At 53.2% G+C, this 21,567-nt stretch carries 18 protein-coding genes; all 18 read right to left on the bottom strand.

Translation table 11 applies throughout. From position 1 onward, the window contains the following. Window positions 1-17: 17 nt before the first annotated feature. The gene (gene nuoK / locus BP71_RS29180; RefSeq protein WP_496385134.1) at window positions 18-329 is read right to left on the bottom strand and encodes an NADH-quinone oxidoreductase subunit NuoK; all 312 of its coding nucleotides are present in this window, start codon (window positions 327-329) and stop codon (window positions 18-20) included. After that, window positions 326-886 (bottom strand): NADH-quinone oxidoreductase subunit J, encoded by a 561-nt coding sequence (nuoJ, locus tag BP71_RS29175; RefSeq protein WP_496385133.1) that lies wholly within the window; start codon window positions 884-886, stop codon window positions 326-328. Before nuoJ ends, nuoK begins: the two co-directional genes overlap by 4 nt. A 3-nt stretch (window positions 887-889) precedes the next feature. Next, window positions 890-1,405, bottom strand: a complete 516-nt coding sequence (gene nuoI / locus BP71_RS29170) for an NADH-quinone oxidoreductase subunit NuoI (RefSeq protein WP_496385132.1) — start codon at window positions 1,403-1,405, stop codon at window positions 890-892. A gap of 18 nt (window positions 1,406-1,423) precedes the next feature. After that, on the bottom strand, window positions 1,424-2,377 hold the full coding sequence (gene nuoH / locus BP71_RS29165; RefSeq protein WP_496385131.1) for an NADH-quinone oxidoreductase subunit NuoH: 954 nt from the start codon (window positions 2,375-2,377) through the stop codon (window positions 1,424-1,426). Then, window positions 2,374-5,070 carry an NADH-quinone oxidoreductase subunit NuoG gene (gene nuoG / locus BP71_RS29160; protein WP_496385130.1) on the bottom strand — a complete coding sequence of 899 codons (2,697 nt, stop codon included), beginning with the start codon at window positions 5,068-5,070 and terminating at the stop codon, window positions 2,374-2,376. Before nuoG ends, nuoH begins: the two co-directional genes overlap by 4 nt. A 6-nt stretch (window positions 5,071-5,076) precedes the next feature. Then, complete coding sequence (nuoF, locus tag BP71_RS29155; RefSeq protein WP_496385129.1) at window positions 5,077-6,375, bottom strand: NADH-quinone oxidoreductase subunit NuoF; 1,299 nt, start codon at window positions 6,373-6,375, stop codon at window positions 5,077-5,079. Then, a complete protein-coding gene (gene nuoE, locus BP71_RS29150) occupies window positions 6,350-6,829 on the bottom strand; it encodes an NADH-quinone oxidoreductase subunit NuoE (protein WP_496385128.1) in 480 nt (159 codons plus the stop codon). The genes nuoF and nuoE overlap by 26 nt, the downstream gene beginning before the upstream one ends. Before the next feature lie 19 nt (window positions 6,830-6,848). Next, the gene (gene nuoC / locus BP71_RS29145) at window positions 6,849-8,606 is read right to left on the bottom strand and encodes an NADH-quinone oxidoreductase subunit C/D (RefSeq protein WP_496385127.1); all 1,758 of its coding nucleotides are present in this window, start codon (window positions 8,604-8,606) and stop codon (window positions 6,849-6,851) included. Between the two features lies 1 nt (window position 8,607). After that, entirely contained in the window at window positions 8,608-9,246 is a 639-nt protein-coding gene (locus BP71_RS29140; protein ID WP_496385126.1) for an NADH-quinone oxidoreductase subunit B, read from the bottom strand. Further along, the gene (locus BP71_RS29135; RefSeq protein ID WP_496385125.1) at window positions 9,243-9,677 is read right to left on the bottom strand and encodes an NADH-quinone oxidoreductase subunit A; all 435 of its coding nucleotides are present in this window, start codon (window positions 9,675-9,677) and stop codon (window positions 9,243-9,245) included. The genes BP71_RS29140 and BP71_RS29135 overlap by 4 nt, the downstream gene beginning before the upstream one ends. 96 nt (window positions 9,678-9,773) lie before the next feature. Continuing rightward, complete coding sequence (locus tag BP71_RS29130) at window positions 9,774-10,205, bottom strand: CBS domain-containing protein (protein ID WP_496385124.1); 432 nt, start codon at window positions 10,203-10,205, stop codon at window positions 9,774-9,776. A gap of 229 nt (window positions 10,206-10,434) precedes the next feature. Continuing rightward, a complete protein-coding gene (locus tag BP71_RS29125; RefSeq protein WP_496385123.1) occupies window positions 10,435-11,673 on the bottom strand; it encodes a mandelate racemase/muconate lactonizing enzyme family protein in 1,239 nt (412 codons plus the stop codon). Between the two features lie 576 nt (window positions 11,674-12,249). Continuing rightward, on the bottom strand, window positions 12,250-13,713 hold the full coding sequence (locus tag BP71_RS29120) for a sulfatase family protein (RefSeq protein WP_496385122.1): 1,464 nt from the start codon (window positions 13,711-13,713) through the stop codon (window positions 12,250-12,252). 116 nt (window positions 13,714-13,829) lie between these two features. Next, a complete protein-coding gene (locus tag BP71_RS29115) occupies window positions 13,830-15,245 on the bottom strand; it encodes a sulfatase family protein (RefSeq protein ID WP_496385121.1) in 1,416 nt (471 codons plus the stop codon). Window positions 15,246-15,283: 38 nt separating this feature from the next. Next, window positions 15,284-16,612 (bottom strand): sulfatase, encoded by a 1,329-nt coding sequence (locus BP71_RS29110; RefSeq protein WP_496385120.1) that lies wholly within the window; start codon window positions 16,610-16,612, stop codon window positions 15,284-15,286. Further along, window positions 16,612-18,378 carry an arylsulfatase gene (locus BP71_RS29105; protein WP_496385119.1) on the bottom strand — a complete coding sequence of 589 codons (1,767 nt, stop codon included), beginning with the start codon at window positions 18,376-18,378 and terminating at the stop codon, window positions 16,612-16,614. The genes BP71_RS29110 and BP71_RS29105 overlap by 1 nt, the downstream gene beginning before the upstream one ends. After that, window positions 18,375-19,880, bottom strand: a complete 1,506-nt coding sequence (locus tag BP71_RS29100; RefSeq protein WP_496385118.1) for a sulfatase family protein — start codon at window positions 19,878-19,880, stop codon at window positions 18,375-18,377. The genes BP71_RS29105 and BP71_RS29100 overlap by 4 nt, the downstream gene beginning before the upstream one ends. A 145-nt stretch (window positions 19,881-20,025) precedes the next feature. Continuing rightward, window positions 20,026-21,558, bottom strand: coding sequence for a RagB/SusD family nutrient uptake outer membrane protein (locus BP71_RS29095; RefSeq protein ID WP_496385117.1), 1,533 nt, complete (start codon window positions 21,556-21,558; stop codon window positions 20,026-20,028). Between the last annotated feature and the right edge of the window lie 9 nt (window positions 21,559-21,567).

The following is a 21,567-nucleotide window of genomic DNA, read 5'->3' as shown; positions in this document are numbered from 1 at the left end:
TTCAGTTAACGGGTTACCTACCCATTCATTTCTTTCAGTTTATCTATATCCAGGGATTTGTGCTGGTGATAGATTTGCAGGATCAGCGCCAGGCCGATCGAAACTTCCGCCGCGGCCATGGCCAGAATGAACACGAACATCACCTGCCCGTCGGGCTGTCCCCACCGGGAACCTGCCGCAATAAATGCCAGGCCGGATGCATTGAGCATGATCTCAACAGACAAGAGCATGAAAACGATGTTCTTCCGGATGATGACGCCGACGATCCCCAGTGCAAACAGGAGACCTGCCAGCAGAACGACCATTTCAACGGATATTGATGATTTCATAGCACCGGTTCTTCTTGTTTCTCTTCTTCTCTCTCCTTTTCTTCCTTCAAAAACCGGTGTAATACCAGTCTCTTGTGGCGGCCGATATGCGCAGCGCCCACAACAGCCGCCATAAGCAGCATAGCCGCCAGCTCGACGCCGATCAGATATTGCCGGAACAACGCAATGGCCACTTCTCTGGGTGGTACCGTTGCCGGACTGTAGGTACTTTGCTCCGACGATAAAACAAGCACCAGAAATTCGGCAAACAATATGGCTGCCAGCAACGACGGACCCGCCCATACTTTCGTCCTGAGCCATTTACGCTCCTGCTCTGCCGTCTCTTTTCCCAGGTTCAAAAGCATCACAACAAAAATGAAAAGCACCATGATCGCTCCTGCATAAATAATGATCTCCAGCAAAGCCGCAAAAGATGCACCGAGCAAATAAAAGAGCATGGCGTGCGCCAGCAGCGATACATTCAGGTACAGCAGCGCATGAACGGGGTTATGCCGTGTAATGACCATCAACGTGGCAACCAGGGCAACAGCGGCGGCGATGTAAAAAGCGATTTCCATCATCTAAGGGATCAAACTGCGTATATCCACCGGCGGCTCTTCGTTCTCCCCTTCTCCCTTTCCTTTCACTCCCGCAGCCAGCCCGGCCACCTTGTAGTAGTTGTAGCCCGGATATTTCCCCTGACTGTCGATCAGCAGATCTTCCTTCTCGTATACCAGATTCTGCCGGTTGTATTCCCCCATTTCAAAGTCAGGAATAAGCTGAATGGCATAGGTCGGGCAGGCTTCTTCGCAATACCCGCAGAATATGCATCTCGAAAAATTGATCCTGAAAAAGGCGGGATACCTTCTGCCATGCTCGTCCTCGGTAGCCTGCAGGGAAATACAGTCCACAGGGCAGGCGGCGGCACAGAGGTAACAGCCCACGCATCGCTCGCCCATATCGGGGTCGCGGGTGAGCACGATCCGCCCTCGCCAGCGCGGGTGCAGCACCACTTTTTCTTCAGGGTACTGGATTGTCTCACGTTTTCTGAACATGTGCAAAAAAGTGAGTCCTATGGATCTGAGTAAGCTGATCATGACGCATTGGGTTAATGGTTAGTCTTTCAGCAATGTAAATGCACCGGTTATGAGCAGGTTGAGCAAAGCAATGGGCAGGATGATTTTCCAGCCGTATTCCATCAGCTGATCGTACCGCGGCCTCGGGAGCGAAGCCCGCAGCAGGATAAAGAACACAATGAAAACAAACGTTTTGAGCGTAAACCACACCAATGGCGGCAGAACCGGCCCCAGCCATCCTCCAAAAAAAATGGTGACCACCATCGCGGAAATCAGGATGATACCGAGATATTCCCCAATGAAGAACATGCCAAACTTCATACCCGAGTATTCCGAGTGGAACCCGGCCACGAGCTCGCTTTCCGCCTCCGGGATATCAAAAGGTAGTCTGTGCGTTTCGGCTATTCCGGCTGTCAGAAAGAGCACAAAACCAACGGGCTGCGTCACCACAAACCATAAGTCCTTTTGTGCCAGCACGATATCTGTCAGCCGGAATGAACCCGAAAGCATCACCACACCCATCAGAGAAAGTCCCATAAAAACTTCATAGCTGATCATCTGGGAAGCACCGCGCAATGCTCCGAGCAGCGAATATTTGTTATTGGAAGCCCACCCGCCCAGCACGATGCTGTACACGCCGAGCGACGACATGGCCAGAAAGAACAGCAAACCTATATCCAGATCGGCTACCAATATGTCTGGCGTAAAAGGCACGACTACAAAACTCAATAATACGGACGCCGCTACGATTGCGGGAGCAAAAACAAAAACTGCCTTCTCAGCGAACGGCGGTATCCAGTCTTCCTTAAAAAACAGCTTGATGGTGTCGGCCGCGACAATGAACAAACCGAAAGGTCCCGCCCGGTTTGGGCCGTAGCGATCCTGCCATAGCGCCAGCATGCGACGTTCCAGCCAGATCAGCCAGGCCGCAATCGTGGTCAGCGTAAAGAGGAGGATCACGATCATCAGTACATATTTCAGAATCTCGTTCATAACATTGCTTTGGTTAAAATCCCTTTCGCAGGCCAGGAGATGCCCGACATCAGGGGCAGATTGTACGGTAATCCGGCAAGGCCTTCGGGAAGCTCGTCCTTCCTCATTACCGGCAGGTCATAAACCAGTTCGCCTATCCGTATTTGCAACACATCTCCTTCGGCAGCCTGCAAGCGCTCCGCATCCAGGCTGTTGAGCGCAATATAGGGACGTGGTGAACGGCTTTCCACAGAAGGAGAATGCGCACTCAGCTCATCAGAGCCGTAAATGTGAGGTAACGGCACCAGGGTCATTTCATTGGGATTTCGTTTGAAAGCAGGCGGGATAGTTCCCTGAAAGCCGTTCTCAAAAAATAATCCTTGTCCCGACAGCCTCACACCGGGATCTCCCCCCTTTAATGATCCACCGGTCTCGCTCTGGTATTTATGAACAGACTGTCCCGAATTCCATCCGGGCGACCAGTAAAACGGTGTCAAAGGCGCAGGCGGGATGCCACGGTAGCCTTCCATGGTAAAAGAAAATGGTGAATCCGTGTCTTCCGGCGGTTTGGGTTCGCTCACGGCCACATTCGCGAGCATGGCGGTCCGGCCGCTAAACCGGTGCGGTTCCCTGGGTATGCGCTGTCCGTGGATCCGAAAGTCACTGGGAGGCGCTGCGGTTTCGATTCCTTTAAATTGCGGCATGTCGGCAACCAACTCTTCCAACAGGTTGTCCAGCTCCCGCAGGTTTTCAGGCTTAGTCCCGTCACGGAATTGTCCGAGCTCGTCGAGCCACCGCCAGCTTTCCCTGACATTTTCATTTTTAGGCATAAAAACCTGGAAAAACCGCTGTGCCCGGCCTTCGTTGTTGACGAGTGTTCCTTCTCCTTCGGCGAAGGTGGCGGCCGGTAGCAGCACTGTCGCTGCACGGGCAGTATCATGTGCCAGGTGATCCAGTACAATAATGTGCTTGAACATACCTAAAAAATGATCGGTTTCAGCCCTGTCCGCCCGACGGTAAAGGTCGTTCTCCAGAATAACCGCCGTAGTGAATTCGCCGCTTTCCTCAGCTTTCATCGCCGTCGCAATGGAAGGTGCCTGCATCATCGCCAGCCCTGCGGAATTGCATTCGGGCAACACAAAACACAAGCTGGCCTTTTCATCCTCTTTTTCCAATGCCAGCCCAATCTGATAGGCCGCCCGGATAATGTCTTCATTGAAAAGCGTTGTGCCCGACAAAATCAGCGGTCGCCTGGCCTTTTGCAGGAGATCCGCGAGCTGCCGGGCCAATTCCAGCGTTTCCGTATCCATGTCTTCCGGCTGGGGTAAATGGCTATCCAGGTAGTGGGCAATCGCAAAACCGAAACGCGCAATGTCTTCCGGGGCGGCGTGAAGCGTACCGGATGCCACTTCGTCCAGTTTGGTCCGCACGGGATATGCGACAAAAAGTGCTCCTTTCTCGTCCTGGATCATTTCCCGGACAGCAGCATCGTGCCAAAGCGGGATATTCGACCCGGCCATATTTTCCAATGGCTGGCTCCGTACCGCCTGCCGCAATGACAGAGCGAGCCGTGGGGCCGAATTGGTGGGGTCTTCGCCCAACACAAGTACCACATCCGCAAATTCAGTTTCCTTTAACGATGGCGTATACACATGCCCGCTATACTGTATCTCGAGTATTTTGCTGATCAGCCGGGTTTCATTTTCCGGAACACCCTGGTAAAACTGTTGTTCCCCAACCAGCCGTCGCAAAGCGAAGTTCGCTTCAAGCGATGCCCTCGGGGAGCCTATGCCGATCATGCTGCCCTGCGTAAGGATGGAACTAAGGGTCTCGAACAGGTTTTCCCCTCCATTTTCCATTCTCACGACCGGTTGCCTGACCCTGTCCGGGTCATTGACGAACTCATAGCCATATCGACCCCGGTCGCAAATAAAATAACCGTTTACTGCGCCGTTGAACCGGTTGGAGATCTGCCGCAGCTCTCCATACCGCTCACCGGCAATGATATTGCAGCCCAGGCTGCAATGCTGACACACCGAAGGGGCCATGGTCATGTCCCATTTCCGGGTGTAATGCTCTTTCAGGGTTTTATCTGTAAAAACACCGGTCGGACATACTTCGGCCAGGTTGCCACTAAATTCGTTCTCAAGAATACCATCCTTTTCCCTTCCGAAATAAACATGGTTGTGGGCAGCAAATACATCCAGGTCTTTCCCGCCTGCATAATCCTTGTAAAACCGAACGCAACGGTAACACTGGATACAGCGGTTCATTTCATGGTGAAGGAACGGCCCCAGGTACTGGTTCCTATAGGTTCTTTTCGGAAACCTGAAACGCCGGTACGCGTGCCCCGTCATGACAGTCATGTCCTGCAAATGGCAGGAGCCGCCTTCATCGCACACCGCGCAGTCGTGCGGGTGGTTGCTCATCAGCCATTCCACATTCTGCGAACGGAAATCATGCGCAGTGGCATCATTCACAGATACATACATATTGTCCCGGACGCCTTCCATGCAAGCCATCACGAGACGCCCCGTGCTGTCGTTTTCGTCCTTGAAAAGCTTCACGGCGCATTGGCGACACGCCCCGACCGATCCCATGGCGGGATGCCAGCAGAAATAAGGCAGGTCAAGACCCAGCGTGAGGCATGTTTCGAGCAGGTTTTTACCCGGCTTTACGTCATAAGGCTTCTGATCGATGTAAATGCGTACCATGATAATTTACCGCCAGGGGCATTTTTTTTGATCGATATGCTTTTCAAAATCCTCTCTGAAATATTTCAGTGCGCTTTGCAATGGCTCCATCGCACCAGGTGCGAGCGCGCAGAACGTATTGCCCGGTCCCAAAAAGCGCGTGTGCATTTCGAGCAGTTCCAAATCGCCCTGCCGACCTTCGCCGCGCTCCATCGAAAGCAGTATTTTCTCCGTCCACGGCAGTCCTTCCCGGCAAGGTGTACACCACCCGCACGACTCTTGCGCAAAGAAATGTTCAAGATTATGAACAAACCCGACGGGGCACGTATGATCATCCAGAATGATCATCGTACCGGTGCCCAGCCGGCTTCCCGCAGCGGCAACGGACTTGTAATCAAGATTTATATCCAGATGTTCCTTCACCAGGAAGTCGGTGGAGGCGCCTCCCGGCAATGCCCCCCGGAAACCATATCCGTTAGCCATGCCCCCGGCATGGTCCTCGATCAGCTCGCGCATGGAAACGCCCATTGGCAATTCCCAGAGACCCGGTTTTTTGACCCTGCCGCTCACGCCGTATATTTTGGTCCCGGCATCGCTCCCTTTCCCCAGGCTTTTGAACCAGTCGGGGCCATTATTGATGATGTGCGGAATATTGCAAAGCGTTTCCACATTGTTGACGATGGTAGGTTTGCCAAACAAACCGCTTACCTGCGGAAAGGGTGGTTTGGCCCTGGGCGTGGCCCTCTTTCCTTCCAATGCATTGAGCAAAGCAGTTTCCTCTCCGCAGATATAGCGGCCTACACCGGTATGCAGGTACATTTCGAGGTTAAAGCCCGTGCCCAGGATATTTTTTCCCAGATAACCGGCCGCGTAAGCCTCGTCGATAGCATGCCGGAGCAATCTGCCTGCTTTTTTATAGGCCCAACGAAGGAAAATATAAGATATGTTGGCCTGGATCGCGAATGCCGAGATGATCATCCCCTCGATCAGTTGGTGGGGGTTCCCCTCCATCAGCATACGGTCTTTGAATGTCCCCGGCTCCATTTCGTCGGCATTCGCGATCAGATATTTGACTGGAAAATGACCCTTCATCGGCACAAAGCTCCATTTCATCCCCGTGTTGAAACCTGCTCCTCCCCGGCCCTTGAGATCCGAATCCTGCACCGTTTTGGTGATGGTTTCGGGTGACAGCAGGAGCGATTTCCGCAAGGCCTGATAGCCACCGTTCTTTTCATAATCCCGGAGGTTATAACAGGGGCGGTCAAAGCTGATATGCTGGGTAAGAGGAGTTTCCATATCGTCAGTGGTATCGGTCCAGAATTTCATCCAGGTTTTCTTCCGTCAGGTCCCGGAACAACTCGTTGTTGATCATCAGGGCCGGCGCGTGATCGCAGGTGCCGAGGCAGGCGTTGGGCAGGAGCGTAAATCGGCCGTCAGGGGTCGTCTGCCCGAAACCGATGTTTAACCGGCTCCGGATCTGCTCGTATATTTTCTCATATCCCATTACATAGCAGCTGATGCTGTCACACAGGAGGATAATATTCCTTCCCACTGGTTTCCTGAAAACCAGGTTATAGAACGTGGCTACGCTGTCCAGTTCTTCCTGCGATACTTCAAGATAGTGTGCAATGGCACTCAGGCTGTCATCTGAGATCCAGCCCCGGTGCTGCTGCACGATTTTCAATGCCTCGATAGCTGCCGCCCGTCGAACAGGCACCAATGCGATCTCATGGTCAATCTCGGCCATTTCTTCGGGTGTAAGTGTCTCCTGGGCGGTCATGACAGAACTTTTTTGTTGGTTATCGGTCTATATCAGCCAAAACATAATCGATACTGCCGAGAATGGACAGCAGGTCTGCAACCGTGTAACCCTTACTGATATACGGAAGCATTTGCATGTGTGGAAACGACGGGGTCCGGATCCTGACCCGGTATGCCGATGTGCTGCCGTCGCTGGTCAGGTAGTAGCTGTTGGCACCTTTGGTCGCCTCGATGCAGCTCATCGCCTCGCCCGCGGGGATCACCGGCCCCCAGCTGACATTGAGAAAATGGGTAATAAGCGTTTCGATGTCTTGCATCGTGTTTTTCTTGATGGGCGGGGTCGTAAGCGGGTGATCCGACTTGTAAGGCCCTTCCGGCATATTTTCCAGGCATTGCGAAATGATTTTCAGGCTCTGCCGCATTTCCTCGACCCGTACCAACGCGCGGTCGAAGCAATCGCCGTTTTTCGCGGTAGGAATTTCGAAGTCAAAGTTTTCGTACCCCGAATAGGGCTGTCTTTTTCTGAAATCCCAGTCAAACCCGCACGCCCTTAGTCCAGGGCCGGTTACGCCCCATTCGATCGCTTCTTCGAGTGTGTATATGCCAATACCCACCGTCCGTGCTTGAAAAATACTGTTGCGAATGACCATCTGGTCGTATTCCCGAAGCCTTTTTGGAAAATAATTGACAAAATCCCGCACCAGCTTGTCCCAGCCGTTAGGCAGATCCTGCGCTACCCCGCCGATACGGAACCAGTTGGGATGCATCCGTGCCCCGCAAATGGCTTCAATAATATCAAAGATCTTTTCCCTGTCGGTAAACATGTAGAATACCGGCGAGAGTTGCCCCAGATCCTGGGCAAATGTGCCATACCAAACCAGGTGACTGGCTATGCGGAAAAGCTCGCATAACATCACCCGTATCACCTCGACGCGTGCGGGTACCCGGATGCCCGCCAGCTTTTCTACTGCGAGCAGATAGGCCAGGTTGTTCATCACGCCACCCAGGTAATCCACCCGGTCGGTATAGGGTATGTAGGTGTGCCAGGACTGCCTTTCGCCCATTTTCTCGGCCCCACGATGGTGGAAACCGATATCGGGCACTGCATCGACTATATCTTCGCCGTCGAGCTGCAAAATAATACGGAGCACGCCGTGTGTGCCCGGATGCTGCGGCCCCAGGTTGAGGAACATAAAATCCGCATCATCGCTATGCCGCTGAAGCCCCCATTCCTCCGGATTGAACTGCAGCGCTTCCTGCTCCCGGTCCTGCTTTTCCTCCCATAGCCGGAAGGGCCCCATTTCCGTCGCCCGTGCAGGATGTTCTTTTCTTAAAGGATGGCCGATCCAAGTTAACGGCATCAATATACGCCGGAGGTGCGGATGACCTTCAAACCGGATACCAAACATATCGAAGACCTCCCTTTCATACCAGTTCGCATTTTTCCAAAGGGAACAAATGGATGGAATGGAAGGATACTCGCCGTGCAATGCCACCTTGATGCGGATGAACCGGTTACGGCTAAATGAAAGTAAATGGTATACGACCGTAAAATCCGGAGGTACAGCGCCGTTCAGCCCGGCCTTTGTCCTACTGCGCTCATCGATGGCGCTGAGATCAAAGAGCATGCTGTACGGACGGACAATCGCCGTTTTCAGGTGCGTCAGTAGGGCCACTATTTGTTCTTTCCCGACGCGCAGTGTGGTTACCCCGTCTGTGGTAACTTGTATTTTAAACGCTGTTTCGCCCAATGCGGCTCTCAGCTCATTTTCGAGACCGGAATCGATATCATCCATGTCAAACATTGTCAGGCGTACGAAAATCAACGATCTTCTTCCTCTCCTCTCTCTTTTCTATCCGCATTACAGGCTTTTCGGGCCTGATAACGCCCTGGGGACCAATAGCCCAGCTCAACGGCCTCTGCTCCTTCCCTACCGAATCGGCCAGGAGCATCAATCCTTGCATAAAAGCATCCGGCCGCGGCGGGCAGCCCGGAACATACACATCCACGGGAAGAAACTTATCCACACCCTGCACCACGCTGTAGATATCGTACATCCCCCCGGAATTGGCACAGGAACCCATGGAGATGACCCATTTGGGCTCCATCATCTGCTCGTGAAGCCGTTTGATGATCGGCGCCATTTTCACAAAAACAGTACCTGCAATCACCATTACGTCGGCCTCCCGGGGCGTTCCCCGGATCACCTCCGCACCAAACCGCGCTACATCGTATTTGCTCGTCAGGCTGGTCGCCATTTCCACAAAACAACACGACAGACCGAAGTGAAACGGCCACATGGAATTCCGTCGCCCCCATGCAAGCAGGCCCTGCACGGTCGTAAGCATCACACTCTGCCCCACTGCCTCTTCGAATGACCCTGTTCCCTGCGTTGACGCGGTGGGATCCGACGGTTTACTAAGCCACCAGTTCATGGTACGGTTTGTCTTTCGGACAGTTTACGATATGCTTTGAGAATCTTCTTTCCGTCCGGTCCAAAGTTCAGCGCGCCGATACTCCATTCGTAGATCAGCACGGCAAACAGCAGTCCGATAAAAACACAAATGCCGAGGTATCCTGGCCATCCGAGTTCTCGGAACGCCAGGGCCCACAGCACGATAAATACAACCTCGATGTCGAAAATGACAAACATCATCGCGATCAGATAGAACTGCGCAGAAAACCGCAACCTTGCCGAGCCCGTTTCGAGGATCCCCGATTCGTATGGTTGGTCGGACGCTGTTGTGCGGTGACGTTGCCCTAAAAAGTAAGAAAGCGAAATAATCAGTGTCAGTAATGCAAAAACCAGTAAGGTATAGAGCCAAAACGGCCATCCTGGCGTGCCAGACGCATTTAAACGATCCATAAGCAATCCTATTAAAGAAAACGGGAACAGCTAAAAACTGTATTTTCTCAGATCGGCGTGATCAAAATGGTAAGATGATGGAAACGTGGAAGCTGCTTAGATGCCGGTGATGTAATGTTTCAGGTTGCCTATAATATACTCCTGATCTTCGATGATGTACTTCACAACGTCACCAATAGAGATGATACCTGTGAGTTTTTCGTCATCGATAACGGGGAGGTGCCTGATAAATTTGTCAGTCATGCAAGCCATGCAATCTTCAATAGATGTATCCGAAGATACCGTCAGGGGGTTGCTTGTCATGATTTCCCCCACCATTAAATCTCTAGAGGCCTTCCCTCTCAGGATAACTTTTCGTGCATAATCCCTTTCTGTGAAGATTCCGACAACCTGCTGTTCTTCCATGACCAGCAACGCGCCGATATTTTTTTCAGCCATCAGTTCCAAAGCTTCAAAAACAGTGTTGTCCGGCCGAATAGACACTGGTCCTGTTTTCTTTGTTTCGAGAATATTTCTGACTTTTCCCATAATTAACTCCTTCTCTTGACAGATTCAGTGATAAATTTTGGTTAATATAAATGTATCTATCAATCCGATAAAAAGCTAATATTCAAGCATTTTTTTATACTTTATATAGAAAAGCGCCACTGAGTACCCAATGGGCACTCAGTGGCGCTTTTGCGAATCCGACGTATGTGCTGCTCCGGCGGGAAAACCGGCACGAACATCGGTGTCCAGACCGAATCACAGCAGTCTCTTACCGGGAAGTAATGCGATGCGCATTCAATATGCGCTCATTTAAAACATGCCCCAAACCAGGCTGGTCGGGTACCCGGATATGCCCGTTCTGAAAATGCTCAGCGGGTGAAAGCAGCTCCGCGCGCCAGGGCACCTCCCCGTAAGCGTATTCCAGGATCGAAAAATTGGGTATCGACGCGCACACCTGCACGCTTGCGGCCGTGGAAACAGGACCACTGGGATTATGCGGTGCAATAGCCATGTTACCCGCTGTTTCAGCCTGGGCTGCGATAAAGCGTAGCTCCTGGATACCGCCGCAATGCTTTACATCCGGCATGATCACATCCAGGGCCCGGGTTGCGATGAGCGCGGCGAACCCCTGCCTGCCGAAAATGGATTCCCCGCCGGCCGACGTCTGCCCGATGGCCTCCGTAATCGCGCGGGTTTCGGCGGGATACTGTTCCGGGTTAATGGCTTCTTCGTACCAATACAGATTCGCCTTTTCCAGACGTTGCGCGGTGGAAATGGCCAGGTCTTTGTTCAAATGGCTGTGCACATCGATCAGCAGGTCAATATCCGGTCCAATGGTCTTGCGAACGGTCTCAATGCAATTCACAGCGTAGTCGATATCTGACTCGATTTGCTTTTGATCCGCAGTTTTCAAGGGTTTCATATCGTCGAACGGAGCCAACTTGACAGCCCTGAAACCACTTTTCAAGGCATTTTCCGCATTCGCCAGGAATGCAGGGATCAGGCGGCGGCCGTTGGCGTCACGCTCGTTGGTGGCGCGGTTGATATTGGCATACACTTTCAGCTCATTGCGCAATTTACCGCCGAGCAGGTCGTAAACCGGCACGCCCAAAGCCTTCCCTTTCAAGTCCCATAACGCGTGCTCGATGGCACTGAAAGCGGTAATGGCAATTTTGCCTCTTTTAAAGGCCTTTTGAAAGCCTCGCTGGCGGTATTGCTCCACCGCAAACGGGGATTCGCCTTTAACGAGTTGAAACAGGTTTTGCAGCTCGGCATGCAACTGGCTTCTTCCGTCTTTCACAGCAGCGGAAAAACCGTGGGATGCTTCGCCCAGACCCGTTAGACCTTTGTTGGTTTTGAGCTCCACAAAATGCCAGTTGCCCCGCTGATTGACCTTTACCTCATGAATGCGGATGTCGGTCACCAGCAACTTTGTGTCCGCAGGCGTGGAACGCGGCGTGAATGCGGGAAAAAAGGCTGAACTTTTGAGAAATTGACGGCGGTACATAAGGAAATAGGAGGTTAACTTTCGGGAATTTGAGATACCGGGGACTGTGGTGGCCGACAGTTGTTGGTAAGGATACCAACAACGGCGTTCGTTGGTAAGGATACCAACAACGGCGTTCGTTGGTAAGGATACCAGCAACGGCGTTCGTTGGTAAGGATACCAACAACGGCGTTCGTTGGTAAGGATACCAGCAACGGCGTTCGTTGGTAAGGATACCAACAACGGCGTTCGTTGGTAGGGATACCAGCAACGGCGTTCGTTGGTAAGGATACCAACAACGGCGTTCGTTGGTAAGGATACCAGCAACGGCGTTCGTTGGTAAGGATACCAACAACGGCGTTCGTTGGTAGGGATACCAGCAACGGCGTTCGTTGGTAAGGATACAACAACAGCGTTAGTTGGTAAGGATACCGACAACGGCGTTCGTTGATGAGGATATCAGCAATGGCGTTAGTTGGTAAGGATACCGATAACGGCGTTTGTTGGGAGAGGTACCAGCGACGGCGTTAGTTGGTAAGGATACCGATAACGGCGTTTGTTGAGAGAGGTACCAGCAACGGCGTTACCGGCAACGGCTTACGGGATCACTTCCTTTGCAGGGCGTTTGTATTGCCCCTTTTCATCCAGTGGCCGGGGATCGGCATAAGCCGGGTTTACGTAACCCGTGGCTTTTTCCTGTTTTCCCAGCTCACCCAGAAGCTGCTTTTTCAGCTTTTCACCGTTTTTTGCATGATAAAGGTTAATAGTCTCGCCTGGATCGCCCGAGAGGTCATAAAGTTCAGACCATCCTTCCTCACCCGGGTATTGGATCAGCTTGCCGGTTTCGGTGCGTACGGCCTTGATCGTCGGCGTATTGAAGCTGTTTTCATAAAAATACTCGTACAGAAACGACGTCCGCCAGTTTTTGTCTTTGTCTTCGATCAGCGGTACCCAGCTTTTGCCCTGAAACGACGCCGGGGCTCGAACACCCGCCAGATCCAGCAGCGCGGGTGCATTGTCCAGGTTCAGCACCATCTGGTCGATTTTTTTGCCTTTGGGAAAACGGGCTGGATAACGTACCAGCAGCGGAATGCGGATCGACTCCTCATACGCAGCACGCTTATCGCCCAGGCCATGTTCGCCAAAAAAGAAGCCATTATCGCTCGAAAATATCACAACCGTGTTCTGATCCAGCCGCAGCGAGTCGAGCGTATGGAGGATACGGCCGATATTGTCATCGACTCCCTTCAATGCACCAAAGTAGTTGCGAATCTTCTGGTCGTTGTTTTCGGTCCAGGAAGCACCTGCATTCGCTGCAGCATTGGTACCGGGGCGTTTGCCGGTGTCGATCTGGCCTTTGTAGGGTGACGACAGGTTTTCGGTTACCGGACGGGTCAGTACTACCTTCGCAAACGTGTCCTGATGACGCGCGGGTGGCTGAAATGGCCCATGCCCGGATTTGAATGCCAGCGTTACCAGAAAGGTATGATCCTGATGTTGTTTGATGTATTCAATTGCATGGGTCGTGGAAACATCGTCCACCCAACCCTTGCTTGGCTCCGCCTTCCCGTTAATTTCTATCGGGCAATCGAAATACTGGCCCTGACCGACAAAACTGGCCGAATAGTCGAAGCCCGGGCGCTTGCCGGTCTCCTTACCCATATGCCATTTACCAAAAAAGGCCGTCAGATACCCCGCCTTACGCAATTCGGTTGCATAGGTCACGGTTGTGTCCGACAGCCCGGTGTGATTGTTGGCGATTCCGTTCAAATGATTGTACCGCCCGTTGAGCATCGTCGAGCGGCTCGGCGAGCAAAGTGAGTTGATCACAAACGCATTCCGGAAACGAACCCCGTCGCTGGCCAGGCGGTCGAGGTGAGGGGTATTGAACCAGGGAAACCGGGCCTTCTCGCCCTGCTCCCGCTGTACGACGCTCAATGCATCGTACCGCTGGTCGTCGGTGTAGATCAGGATAATGTTAGGATGCGTCAGTGGCTTGGGTTGCTGAGCGAACACCAGCGTGGCATTTACAAACAGCAGGGTCGTGAATAGGGATTTCATTTTTGTTTCAATTTGGTAGTTTGAAGTACTTCGGCGGTCGGCTATCGGCCGCCGGTCCATTTTTGGTTCGGAACTTCCCAATAGCCAACTGCTGATTGCCGATTGCCAACAGCCCCCTACTTCGGGTCGATAGGTAACGGAACATAATCCCGGTTCAGGATCATCCATTCCTGCAAACGGGATTTCAGATCGTGTTCCGCTTCGCGCACTGCCTCGGTACCGGCCAGGTTGTTCGTTTCGTCGGGGTCCTTTTCTTCATCGTATAGCTCGAACATGGGTCGGCGGTCGGCGAAAAGCAGTTTATCATATTTTTCGGAGAGCTGGCCGTCTGCATGCTGCTGTTCGAGTTCCAGCCAGAAGGGTTGCGTCGCGAAGTCGACAGGATGGTAAGGAATTTGCCAGATCGCGTTGTAGATCAGCTTATATTTTTTGTTAAAAATCGTCCGCCCCAAGTCAAAATTCGAGGAATTGGTGGGTAGTCCCTGGCCATGCGCCCCTCGAACAGCAAAAATGTAGTCGTGTCCTGCATATTGCGGGTTGCTAAATGCGGGCGTCAGGCTCGCACCTGTAATATCTTTGGGGATCGGAACACCTGCAACCGTCAGAAAAGTCGGCGCAAGGTCGATACCCGAAACCAGCGCCTCACTCACCTGGCCTGGCTTGATCAGCGCGGGATGCCGCATGATCAGCGGGACGTGGATACCCAGGTCGTACAAGGTACCTTTCCCCCGCAACAGCGCTCCGCCGTTGTCGCCTATGAACACCACCAGCGTGTTTTCATCCAGGCCCCGCTTTTTCAGATCGTCCAGAACCCGGCCCACGTCGCCGTCAAGTCGCTGGATTTCGCCCAGATAGGATGCAAAATCGGCCCTGACACCCTTTGTGTCGGGCCAATGCCCCGGGAGGGAAAGTGTCCGGGGATCCGGTTCGAAATTCTTTGCATTGAAAACCCGGTGTGGGTCGCTGTACCCGACCTGCACGAAAAAAGGTTTGCTTTTCGGGGCATTGTCCAGAAACTCAGTGTACTGCTGGAAAATACTATCCCGGTTACCCGTGACGTTCAGGTAATCGACCCGGTTTTTGAAAGTCTCCAGACCATACTTTTCCAGGACCGTCACGGTTTCGGGAACGCGGCGGTTGCCGTCCAGGTGAAAGTTACGGCCCAGGATTCCGGTATGGTAGCCACCCTTGCGGAGCAGTTCGGGATAAGCCGTCACCGAGGCGTCGAGTGGTGCCGAAAAGCGGGTCATCTGCACATCCAGCGTGTTGCGGCCTGTCATGATCGCCGCCCGCGACAGTACGCATTGAGGCGCTGTGGTATACGCCCGGTTGAACCGGATACCTTCCAGCGCCAGCCTGTCGATGTTAGGTGTTTTGATCTGTGGATAGCCATAACTGCCCAGAAAAGGTGCGCTATGGTCATCCGAGACGATGAGCACGATATTGGGCGGTTGCTGTTTCTTCTTTTGGGCATACCCATCCCATTGCCCCAGCGCGATCAGCAGTGCGGCGAAAATTACCTTTTTTATCATAAAACATTATTTACAGATAAACACTTTTCAAAACCTCTTCAGCGGTGCTCCGCGACCAGCCCTCTCCGCCATGCCGCCAATTTCGCTTTCAACTCCACGACCTTTTGCGGTTGACCAGCCGCCAGATCGGTTTGCTCGGAAATATCATTTTTAAGATTGTACAGTTCCACCGTGCCGGTGTCGAAAAACTCGATCAGCTTGAAGTCACCGCTGCGAATAGCCCCCGCCGAGCGTCCGCCCAGGAAATGCGGTTTTGGTAACGGATAATGCCAATAGAGATTTCTTGGCTTTCGATTTTCTTTTCCCAGCAGCGCCGGCAAAAAACTGATACTTTCATCGGCAGCCCTGGCAACCGGCTGCCCAGCCAGTTCGGAAAATGTAGGGAACACATCCAGCGCACTCACTGGCGTGTCGGTCGTCGCCCCCGCTTTAATTTCTCCGGGCCAGCAGGCGATCAGCGGCACGCGGATTCCGCCTTCATAAAGCTGCGATTTGCCGCCCCGCAAAGGAGCATTGGAGGTTACCCTGGTTTCGCCTCCATTGTCGGAAGTAAAAAAGATCAGCGTATTCTTTTCCAGGCCCAGCGCGCGCAGTTCCCGAACGATCCGGCCGACTCCGTCATCGATGCTTTCCAGCATTGCGGCGAGTTCGGGATTGTTGTGATCCGTACCGGCTTCCGGACGGTTCTGATAACGGGCGAGCTTGTCGGGTTTACCTTTCAGTTTGGTATGGACCGAGTAATGCGAGAGATACAGGAAGAACCTTTTATCCTTGTTCCTGCGTATAAAATCGACTGCCTCGGTATTGAGCCGGTCGGTGAGGTATTCTTTTTCGCTTTTAGCGGCGAGTTCGGGCATGAAAAAATAGGGGTGGTAATAGGCCCCGCCGGCGATGTACCGTGTTTCGGAGCAAAGCACCTCGTCCCAGCCATGCTTTTCGGGAGAGCCCCGCTTTTTGTCGTAATCCCCGGTGAGATGCCATTTGCCGATCAGGCCGGTATGATAGCCCGCTTTACTGAGCTGCTCGTTCAGCGTGAGATAATCCGGGGAGAGGAATTTCTCATCTTTCGCGTCCAGGTAATCCGTGATGCCCACGCGCGCCGGATGCAGGCCTGTCATAAGCGCCACGCGTGTAGGCGAGCATACGGGCGCGGGCGCATATGCCTGCGTAAAGCGTATACCTCGGCGCGCCAGGTCGTCGAGCTCGGGTGTGTGGTTAAACCGGTTCCCGTAACTGCCCAATTCCGCCCAGCCGAGGTCATCGGCCATGATGTAAACGACGTTCGGCTTTTGAAAACCCTGCGCCGTCGCTTTCCCCAGGATCAGCAATAGTATTACCCAAACCTTTGCACTATAAGAGTTTGCCATTACTTCCCTGATTTTGCCTGACTGATTTCCAAATAGTACGGTCCCGTCACGCCGCCCTGTCCCTCAAACCAGGATTCGACCACATAATCCCCTTTTTTGAGCCAGACCCGCGAGATCGTAACCGCGTGTTCGTCTCCTTTGGCAACCGCACTCCGCTGCACCTGTCCCAGCCGCACCAGGCTGCGGGTTCCCCTCGCGATCGGGCCGATGTGAACAGACCGCAGGTCATAATGCCCGTCGCGTGCGATGGTAATGTTCCAGTAGCCCGTGGCTTTCTCGGCCAGCCAGTTGCTCATGGCCGTGCCGTTCAGGTCCTGGCGGGTGAGGACAGAAACCGGTTCATGGGTGGAACCGACAATAATGCGGCGCTGCGCGAGTTGAGGACTTGCCGCAATGTCGGTGAAAATGCTGTCGAGCCCCTTTTTCAATTTTTTGGCGAGTTCCGGCTCCGCGTGCACCAGGTTTTCCTGCTCGAAAGGGTCTTTTTCCAGATCAAACAATCCGAATGAACTCAGGTCCTGCTCATCGGCGTTGTAGGCGACAAACTTGTGTTTGCCTCTGTAAAAAGCGGCATTCCGGTAAGGCTCCGGCCAACCCCGGTTCCAGGCGTTATAGAAAATGCGCGGCGCCGCCGGTTGCTTTCCCTGAATGACTTTCAATGCTGGCTTTCCATCCGCTTTGACAGTCACCGGCAAGGATATCTTCACCGCTTCCAGCAATGTCGGCAGCACGTCGATATGCGCCAGCAATGCGTTCACTTCCCGCCCCGGTTCGAAAAGATTCGCTCCTGAAATCAGAAAGGGCACCCGGGTACCGCCCTCATAAGCCGAACCCTTCAATCCCCGGAAACCCGCGTTATAGCGGAGCTGCTGGTTTCCATTGTCGGTCAGGAAAATCACGATTGTATTATCTTCCAGTCGCTGCTTTTTGAGCTCGCCAAGAATGCGGCCCACGTTATCATCGATGTTGGTCGCCATCCCGTATACTTTCCTGGCATCGGCTTTATCCTTTTCCGTCATCGACGCCCAGGCCTTCCCCGGCTGTCGGTCCGCGTCGGTATCAAAGCGGAGGTCTTTATACATATCCTCATACTTTTTCGGCACTTGCAGTGGTGTGTGCGGCGCGTTGTACGACACATACAGGAAGAAGGGAACCGTCTTGCTTTCACGTAGAAATTGAACGGCCTGATCCGTAAAAACATCGGTACAATAGCCCTGCCGGGTCACTTTACGGTCGTTCTCCGATAAAGTGGTGTTGAAATAGCTGCTGTCCGTACGCACGAAATTTTCATAGAAATCCCCCGGCTGCCCTACTCCGCCACCACCATGTACCAGGCTATACTGAAAACCCTGATCCGACGGCCTGAACGGGTAATTATCTCCCAGATGCCATTTACCGACCATACCGGTTCTGTACCCATTTTTACCCAGGATTTCGGCCAACGTAGTTTCCTCCGCCGCCATGATGGCCCCGCCATTGTAGGTATCATGCACGCCCGTACGCTGGTGGTAACGCCCCGTGAGCAGGCTCGCACGCGTAGGTGCGCATACGGGAGAATTATGATAGTTGGTCAAACGCGTCGAACGGACGGCGAGCTGGTCGATATGCGGCGTTTTCACATGCGGGTTGCCGGTAAAACCGAAATCGCCGTAACCCTGGTCGTCGGTCATGATCAGCAGGATGTTCGGACGGGTTTTCTGCTGGCTGTAAGCAGGTACGATACAAGATGCACAAAGCATCAACAAGGCGAAAACACGCTGTTTCATCTGGCCTCCTGTTTTCTGGTATATACCCGATCGATGGAAGCGCCTTCGTCCCCTTGCTGCTTCATCCAGGCTTGGAGTTCTTTTTTCATGGAGGCAATGCGCGCGGCGTATTTCGGGTCGGCCGCCAGGTTAGCGAGCTCAAACGGGTCTTTTTCGATGTCGTAAAACTCAATGGCCGGACGGTTTACGAAGCGGTCGGTGATCTTTCTGGCCTGCGCATCGGCGGTATCGTCCACCCACGAGAACCAGACCGTATTGCGATCCTTACGCTCACGGTTCATCATAAAGCGATTGTAATACTGTTTGTCAGGCGTCAGGTTCACAATCAGCTTGTAGCGGTGGTCGCGGATGCTGCGGATCGGATAAGGGTCGCCTTCCGGAATGTTGTTGTGAATGCCGTAAACATAGTTCCTGGCTTCCCTGCTTTTGCCCGAAATGACCGGCAGAAAGCTTCTGCCATCCAGACCGGCAATGGGTTTGCCTCCCGCGATGTCGATCAGCGTCGGGGTAATGTCTTCATATTGTACCAGTGCATTGGTTTCCGACGATGCTTTTACCTTCCCCGGCCATTTGACGAGCATCGAACTCCGCTGACCGGTGTCGTACAGATTCCATTTAGCGCCCGGGAATTGCGCTCCCTGCTCCCCGAGAAAGATCAGGATGGTGTTCTGGTCCTGACCGGTTTCTTTCAGCAATGCGGCTATGTCGCCCACCTGGTTATCGAGTCTCCGCACTTCCGCGAGGTATTTTACATATTGCCGACGGGTAATCGGCGTATCCACCCAGTCGGCAGGTAATTTCAATTTTTGAGGATCAAATTCAGTGGTATCCCCTACCGTCCACGGCGCATGAGGATTGATACTCATCACGAAAAGGCAATACGGCTTGTCACTGCCAGTGATGTATTTTTTAACGTCATCGAGCCGGTAGGCGTCGGTAGGCGCAACGCAATTCGGCTCAAAACCATCGACGATATCGAACGGAAAGACATTCTTCGGCTTCGTCACATGGTCCTTGCCCGTCAGCCCCACACGATATCCCAGGTCACCCAGATAATGCGCGATGCTTTTCAGATGGTCGTATACCGGCTTGTGATTCTGGAACGAACCATGCCGGACCGGGTACAGACCCGTGAAAAGCGACGCCCGGGTAGGCACGCACATAGCTTCCGACGTGTAGAGATGGTTGAACTTCAACCCGTCCTTTGCCAGCGCATCGATATGCCTCGTTTGCAGGTTCCGGCCGCCATAACAGCTGAGTTGCCGGCTATCCAGGTCATCCGCCATGATCATCACGATGTTCAGTCGGGCTGTGTTCGGACGGGCCGCGTTCGGACGGGCCGCGTTCAGTCGGGTTCCATGCAATTGTGCTCCGACGGGCTTTGCCGGACGCTGGCGGCCATTGGATTGATCTTCCCGCAACAAAGTCGCATGAATAGTACCCATGGCGCCGAGCGACAGCAGCACGTTGAGAATAATGCAGATTTTGAAAGTTCTAAGCATGATGATGGGTAGTTTACTTCGGCTTTCGGCAGTCGGCTTTCGGCGGTTGCCTGTTTTTTGATTTTAATAGAAAAATACAAATCACCCTCATCCTACTCCCGAAAGCCGATTGCTGAAAGCCGACCGCCGAAAGCCGACTGCCCTCCTACCATCCCGGATTCTGCTTTCCCTGCAGTTTAGGATTGTTATCGATCTCCTGCTGCGGAATCGGGTACAGGTAATGTTTGGGCTGCACATTGGTTTTACCTGCCGCATGCAGGGACTTAATCAGGTACGCGTCGGGTCCATCGAGCGGTTTGTAGCGGATCAGGTCAAACCAGCGGGAGTACTCGAATACGAATTCGAGCCGACGGTCGATCCTTAACGAGTCACGGAACCGGGCCTGGGAGAGACCGGGTGTCAGATCGTTCAGCCCTGCGCGCCGACGCACCTTATTATAGGAAGCGTAAGCAGTCGCATTCGGTCCGTTCTGCTCATTCTCCGCTTCAGCATGGATCAGCAGCACATCGGAAAAGCGGAGGATCGACACATTGGCTGCCGACTGCGCGAGGTTGCCTGCCTGAGCCGGGTCCCACCATTTATTGAAATGCGGGTTGGGCTTGTTCTGCCCGGTAGCGGGGTCTTTCACGGTCAGTTGGTAGGTTTGCCCGTTAGCCGGGCTCACGATCGACGTGATGAAGGTCACATCCCTCCTTTTGTCTTTGGCAGCATACAATTCATACACGCGCGGCATCGGTTGTTCCGCGAAATTGCCATTCAAACCGGGAATGCCCGTAGGCGCCTCTCGCATGGCCTGGTTGTTTCCGTGCGAATCAGCATTAGACTCAAACTGAGCTGAAAAAATGTGCTCGACACCATTTTTATAGGCGGGCAAAAAAGCGTGCGAGTAATCCGCAAACAAGTCATATCCGAAAGCGCCGTCGATGACCTCCCGGCTTTTCTGAATTGCATTGACGTAGTCATATCGGGTCAGGTATACCTTTGCCAGCAGGGACCGCGCCGCGCCGCCGGTGGCACGTCCGGCATCGCCCGCGGCATACTTCGGACCCGATTTGGCAAATGGATCATGAGGCAACGCTTCTGCATCTTTCAGGTCCCGGATGATCTGCTGGTAAACCTGCTCGGCAGGCGTACGCTCCACATACAGGTCGGACGGACTCAGCGAATTCGTTTCATGCAGGATCAGGGGAACATCGCCATAGAGCCGTACGAGGTTGAAATAAAACAATGCCCGCAGGAATTTTGCTTCCAGCACCAATCGCCCGCGCAGGGTTTCATCCATTTCAATGGCTGGGATCCGGTCAATAGCGATGTTGGCCCGGTTGACAGCGTCATAATGCTGCTGCCAGATTTCACGCACACGCTGGCCCGTGGATGAATGCGAGAGTACCGACTGCGAGCGCACATCCGCGTTGGTCGCACCCGGACCGGGCTGCACATCGTCGCTCATCATATCCATTCCGGTCGAGAAAAGAACATGATATGGTGTCTGTCCCGTCGAATTAAGCCGGAAATAAATACTGTTGACGCCCGCCACGGCATCGGCCTGTGTCTTGAAAAACTGGTCGGAAGATACAAACGATTTCGGCGCTTCGTCCAGGTCGACGCAGCCTGTCATCGTGACGGCGAACAATGCGACCAGCAGACTCTTTTTCAGGTTATATTTCAATTTGTTCATGATCATCTC

The sequence above is a fragment of the Dyadobacter ginsengisoli DSM 21015 genome (assembly GCF_059568735.1).
The sequence above is the reverse complement of the archived record's forward strand: the minus strand, read 5'-3'. Positions and strand labels throughout refer to the sequence as shown.

Coding starts and splice junctions, on each gene's coding strand:
- nuoK (WP_496385134.1), bottom strand. CDS start 329: ATGAAATCATCAATATCCGTTGAAATGGTCGTTCTGCTGGCAGGTCTC.
- nuoJ (WP_496385133.1), bottom strand. CDS start 886: ATGGAAATCGCTTTTTACATCGCCGCCGCTGTTGCCCTGGTTGCCACG.
- nuoI (WP_496385132.1), bottom strand. CDS start 1,405: ATGATCAGCTTACTCAGATCCATAGGACTCACTTTTTTGCACATGTTC.
- nuoH (WP_496385131.1), bottom strand. CDS start 2,377: ATGAACGAGATTCTGAAATATGTACTGATGATCGTGATCCTCCTCTTT.
- nuoG (WP_496385130.1), bottom strand. CDS start 5,070: ATGGTACGCATTTACATCGATCAGAAGCCTTATGACGTAAAGCCGGGT.
- nuoF (WP_496385129.1), bottom strand. CDS start 6,375: ATGAAATTCTGGACCGATACCACTGACGATATGGAAACTCCTCTTACC.
- nuoE (WP_496385128.1), bottom strand. CDS start 6,829: ATGACCGCCCAGGAGACACTTACACCCGAAGAAATGGCCGAGATTGAC.
- nuoC (WP_496385127.1), bottom strand. CDS start 8,606: ATGGATGATATCGATTCCGGTCTCGAAAATGAGCTGAGAGCCGCATTG.
- BP71_RS29140 (WP_496385126.1), bottom strand. CDS start 9,246: ATGAACTGGTGGCTTAGTAAACCGTCGGATCCCACCGCGTCAACGCAG.
- BP71_RS29135 (WP_496385125.1), bottom strand. CDS start 9,677: ATGGATCGTTTAAATGCGTCTGGCACGCCAGGATGGCCGTTTTGGCTC.
- BP71_RS29130 (WP_496385124.1), bottom strand. CDS start 10,205: ATGGGAAAAGTCAGAAATATTCTCGAAACAAAGAAAACAGGACCAGTG.
- BP71_RS29125 (WP_496385123.1), bottom strand. CDS start 11,673: ATGTACCGCCGTCAATTTCTCAAAAGTTCAGCCTTTTTTCCCGCATTC.
- BP71_RS29120 (WP_496385122.1), bottom strand. CDS start 13,713: ATGAAATCCCTATTCACGACCCTGCTGTTTGTAAATGCCACGCTGGTG.
- BP71_RS29115 (WP_496385121.1), bottom strand. CDS start 15,245: ATGATAAAAAAGGTAATTTTCGCCGCACTGCTGATCGCGCTGGGGCAA.
- BP71_RS29110 (WP_496385120.1), bottom strand. CDS start 16,612: ATGGCAAACTCTTATAGTGCAAAGGTTTGGGTAATACTATTGCTGATC.
- BP71_RS29105 (WP_496385119.1), bottom strand. CDS start 18,378: ATGAAACAGCGTGTTTTCGCCTTGTTGATGCTTTGTGCATCTTGTATC.
- BP71_RS29100 (WP_496385118.1), bottom strand. CDS start 19,880: ATGCTTAGAACTTTCAAAATCTGCATTATTCTCAACGTGCTGCTGTCG.
- BP71_RS29095 (WP_496385117.1), bottom strand. CDS start 21,558: ATGAACAAATTGAAATATAACCTGAAAAAGAGTCTGCTGGTCGCATTG.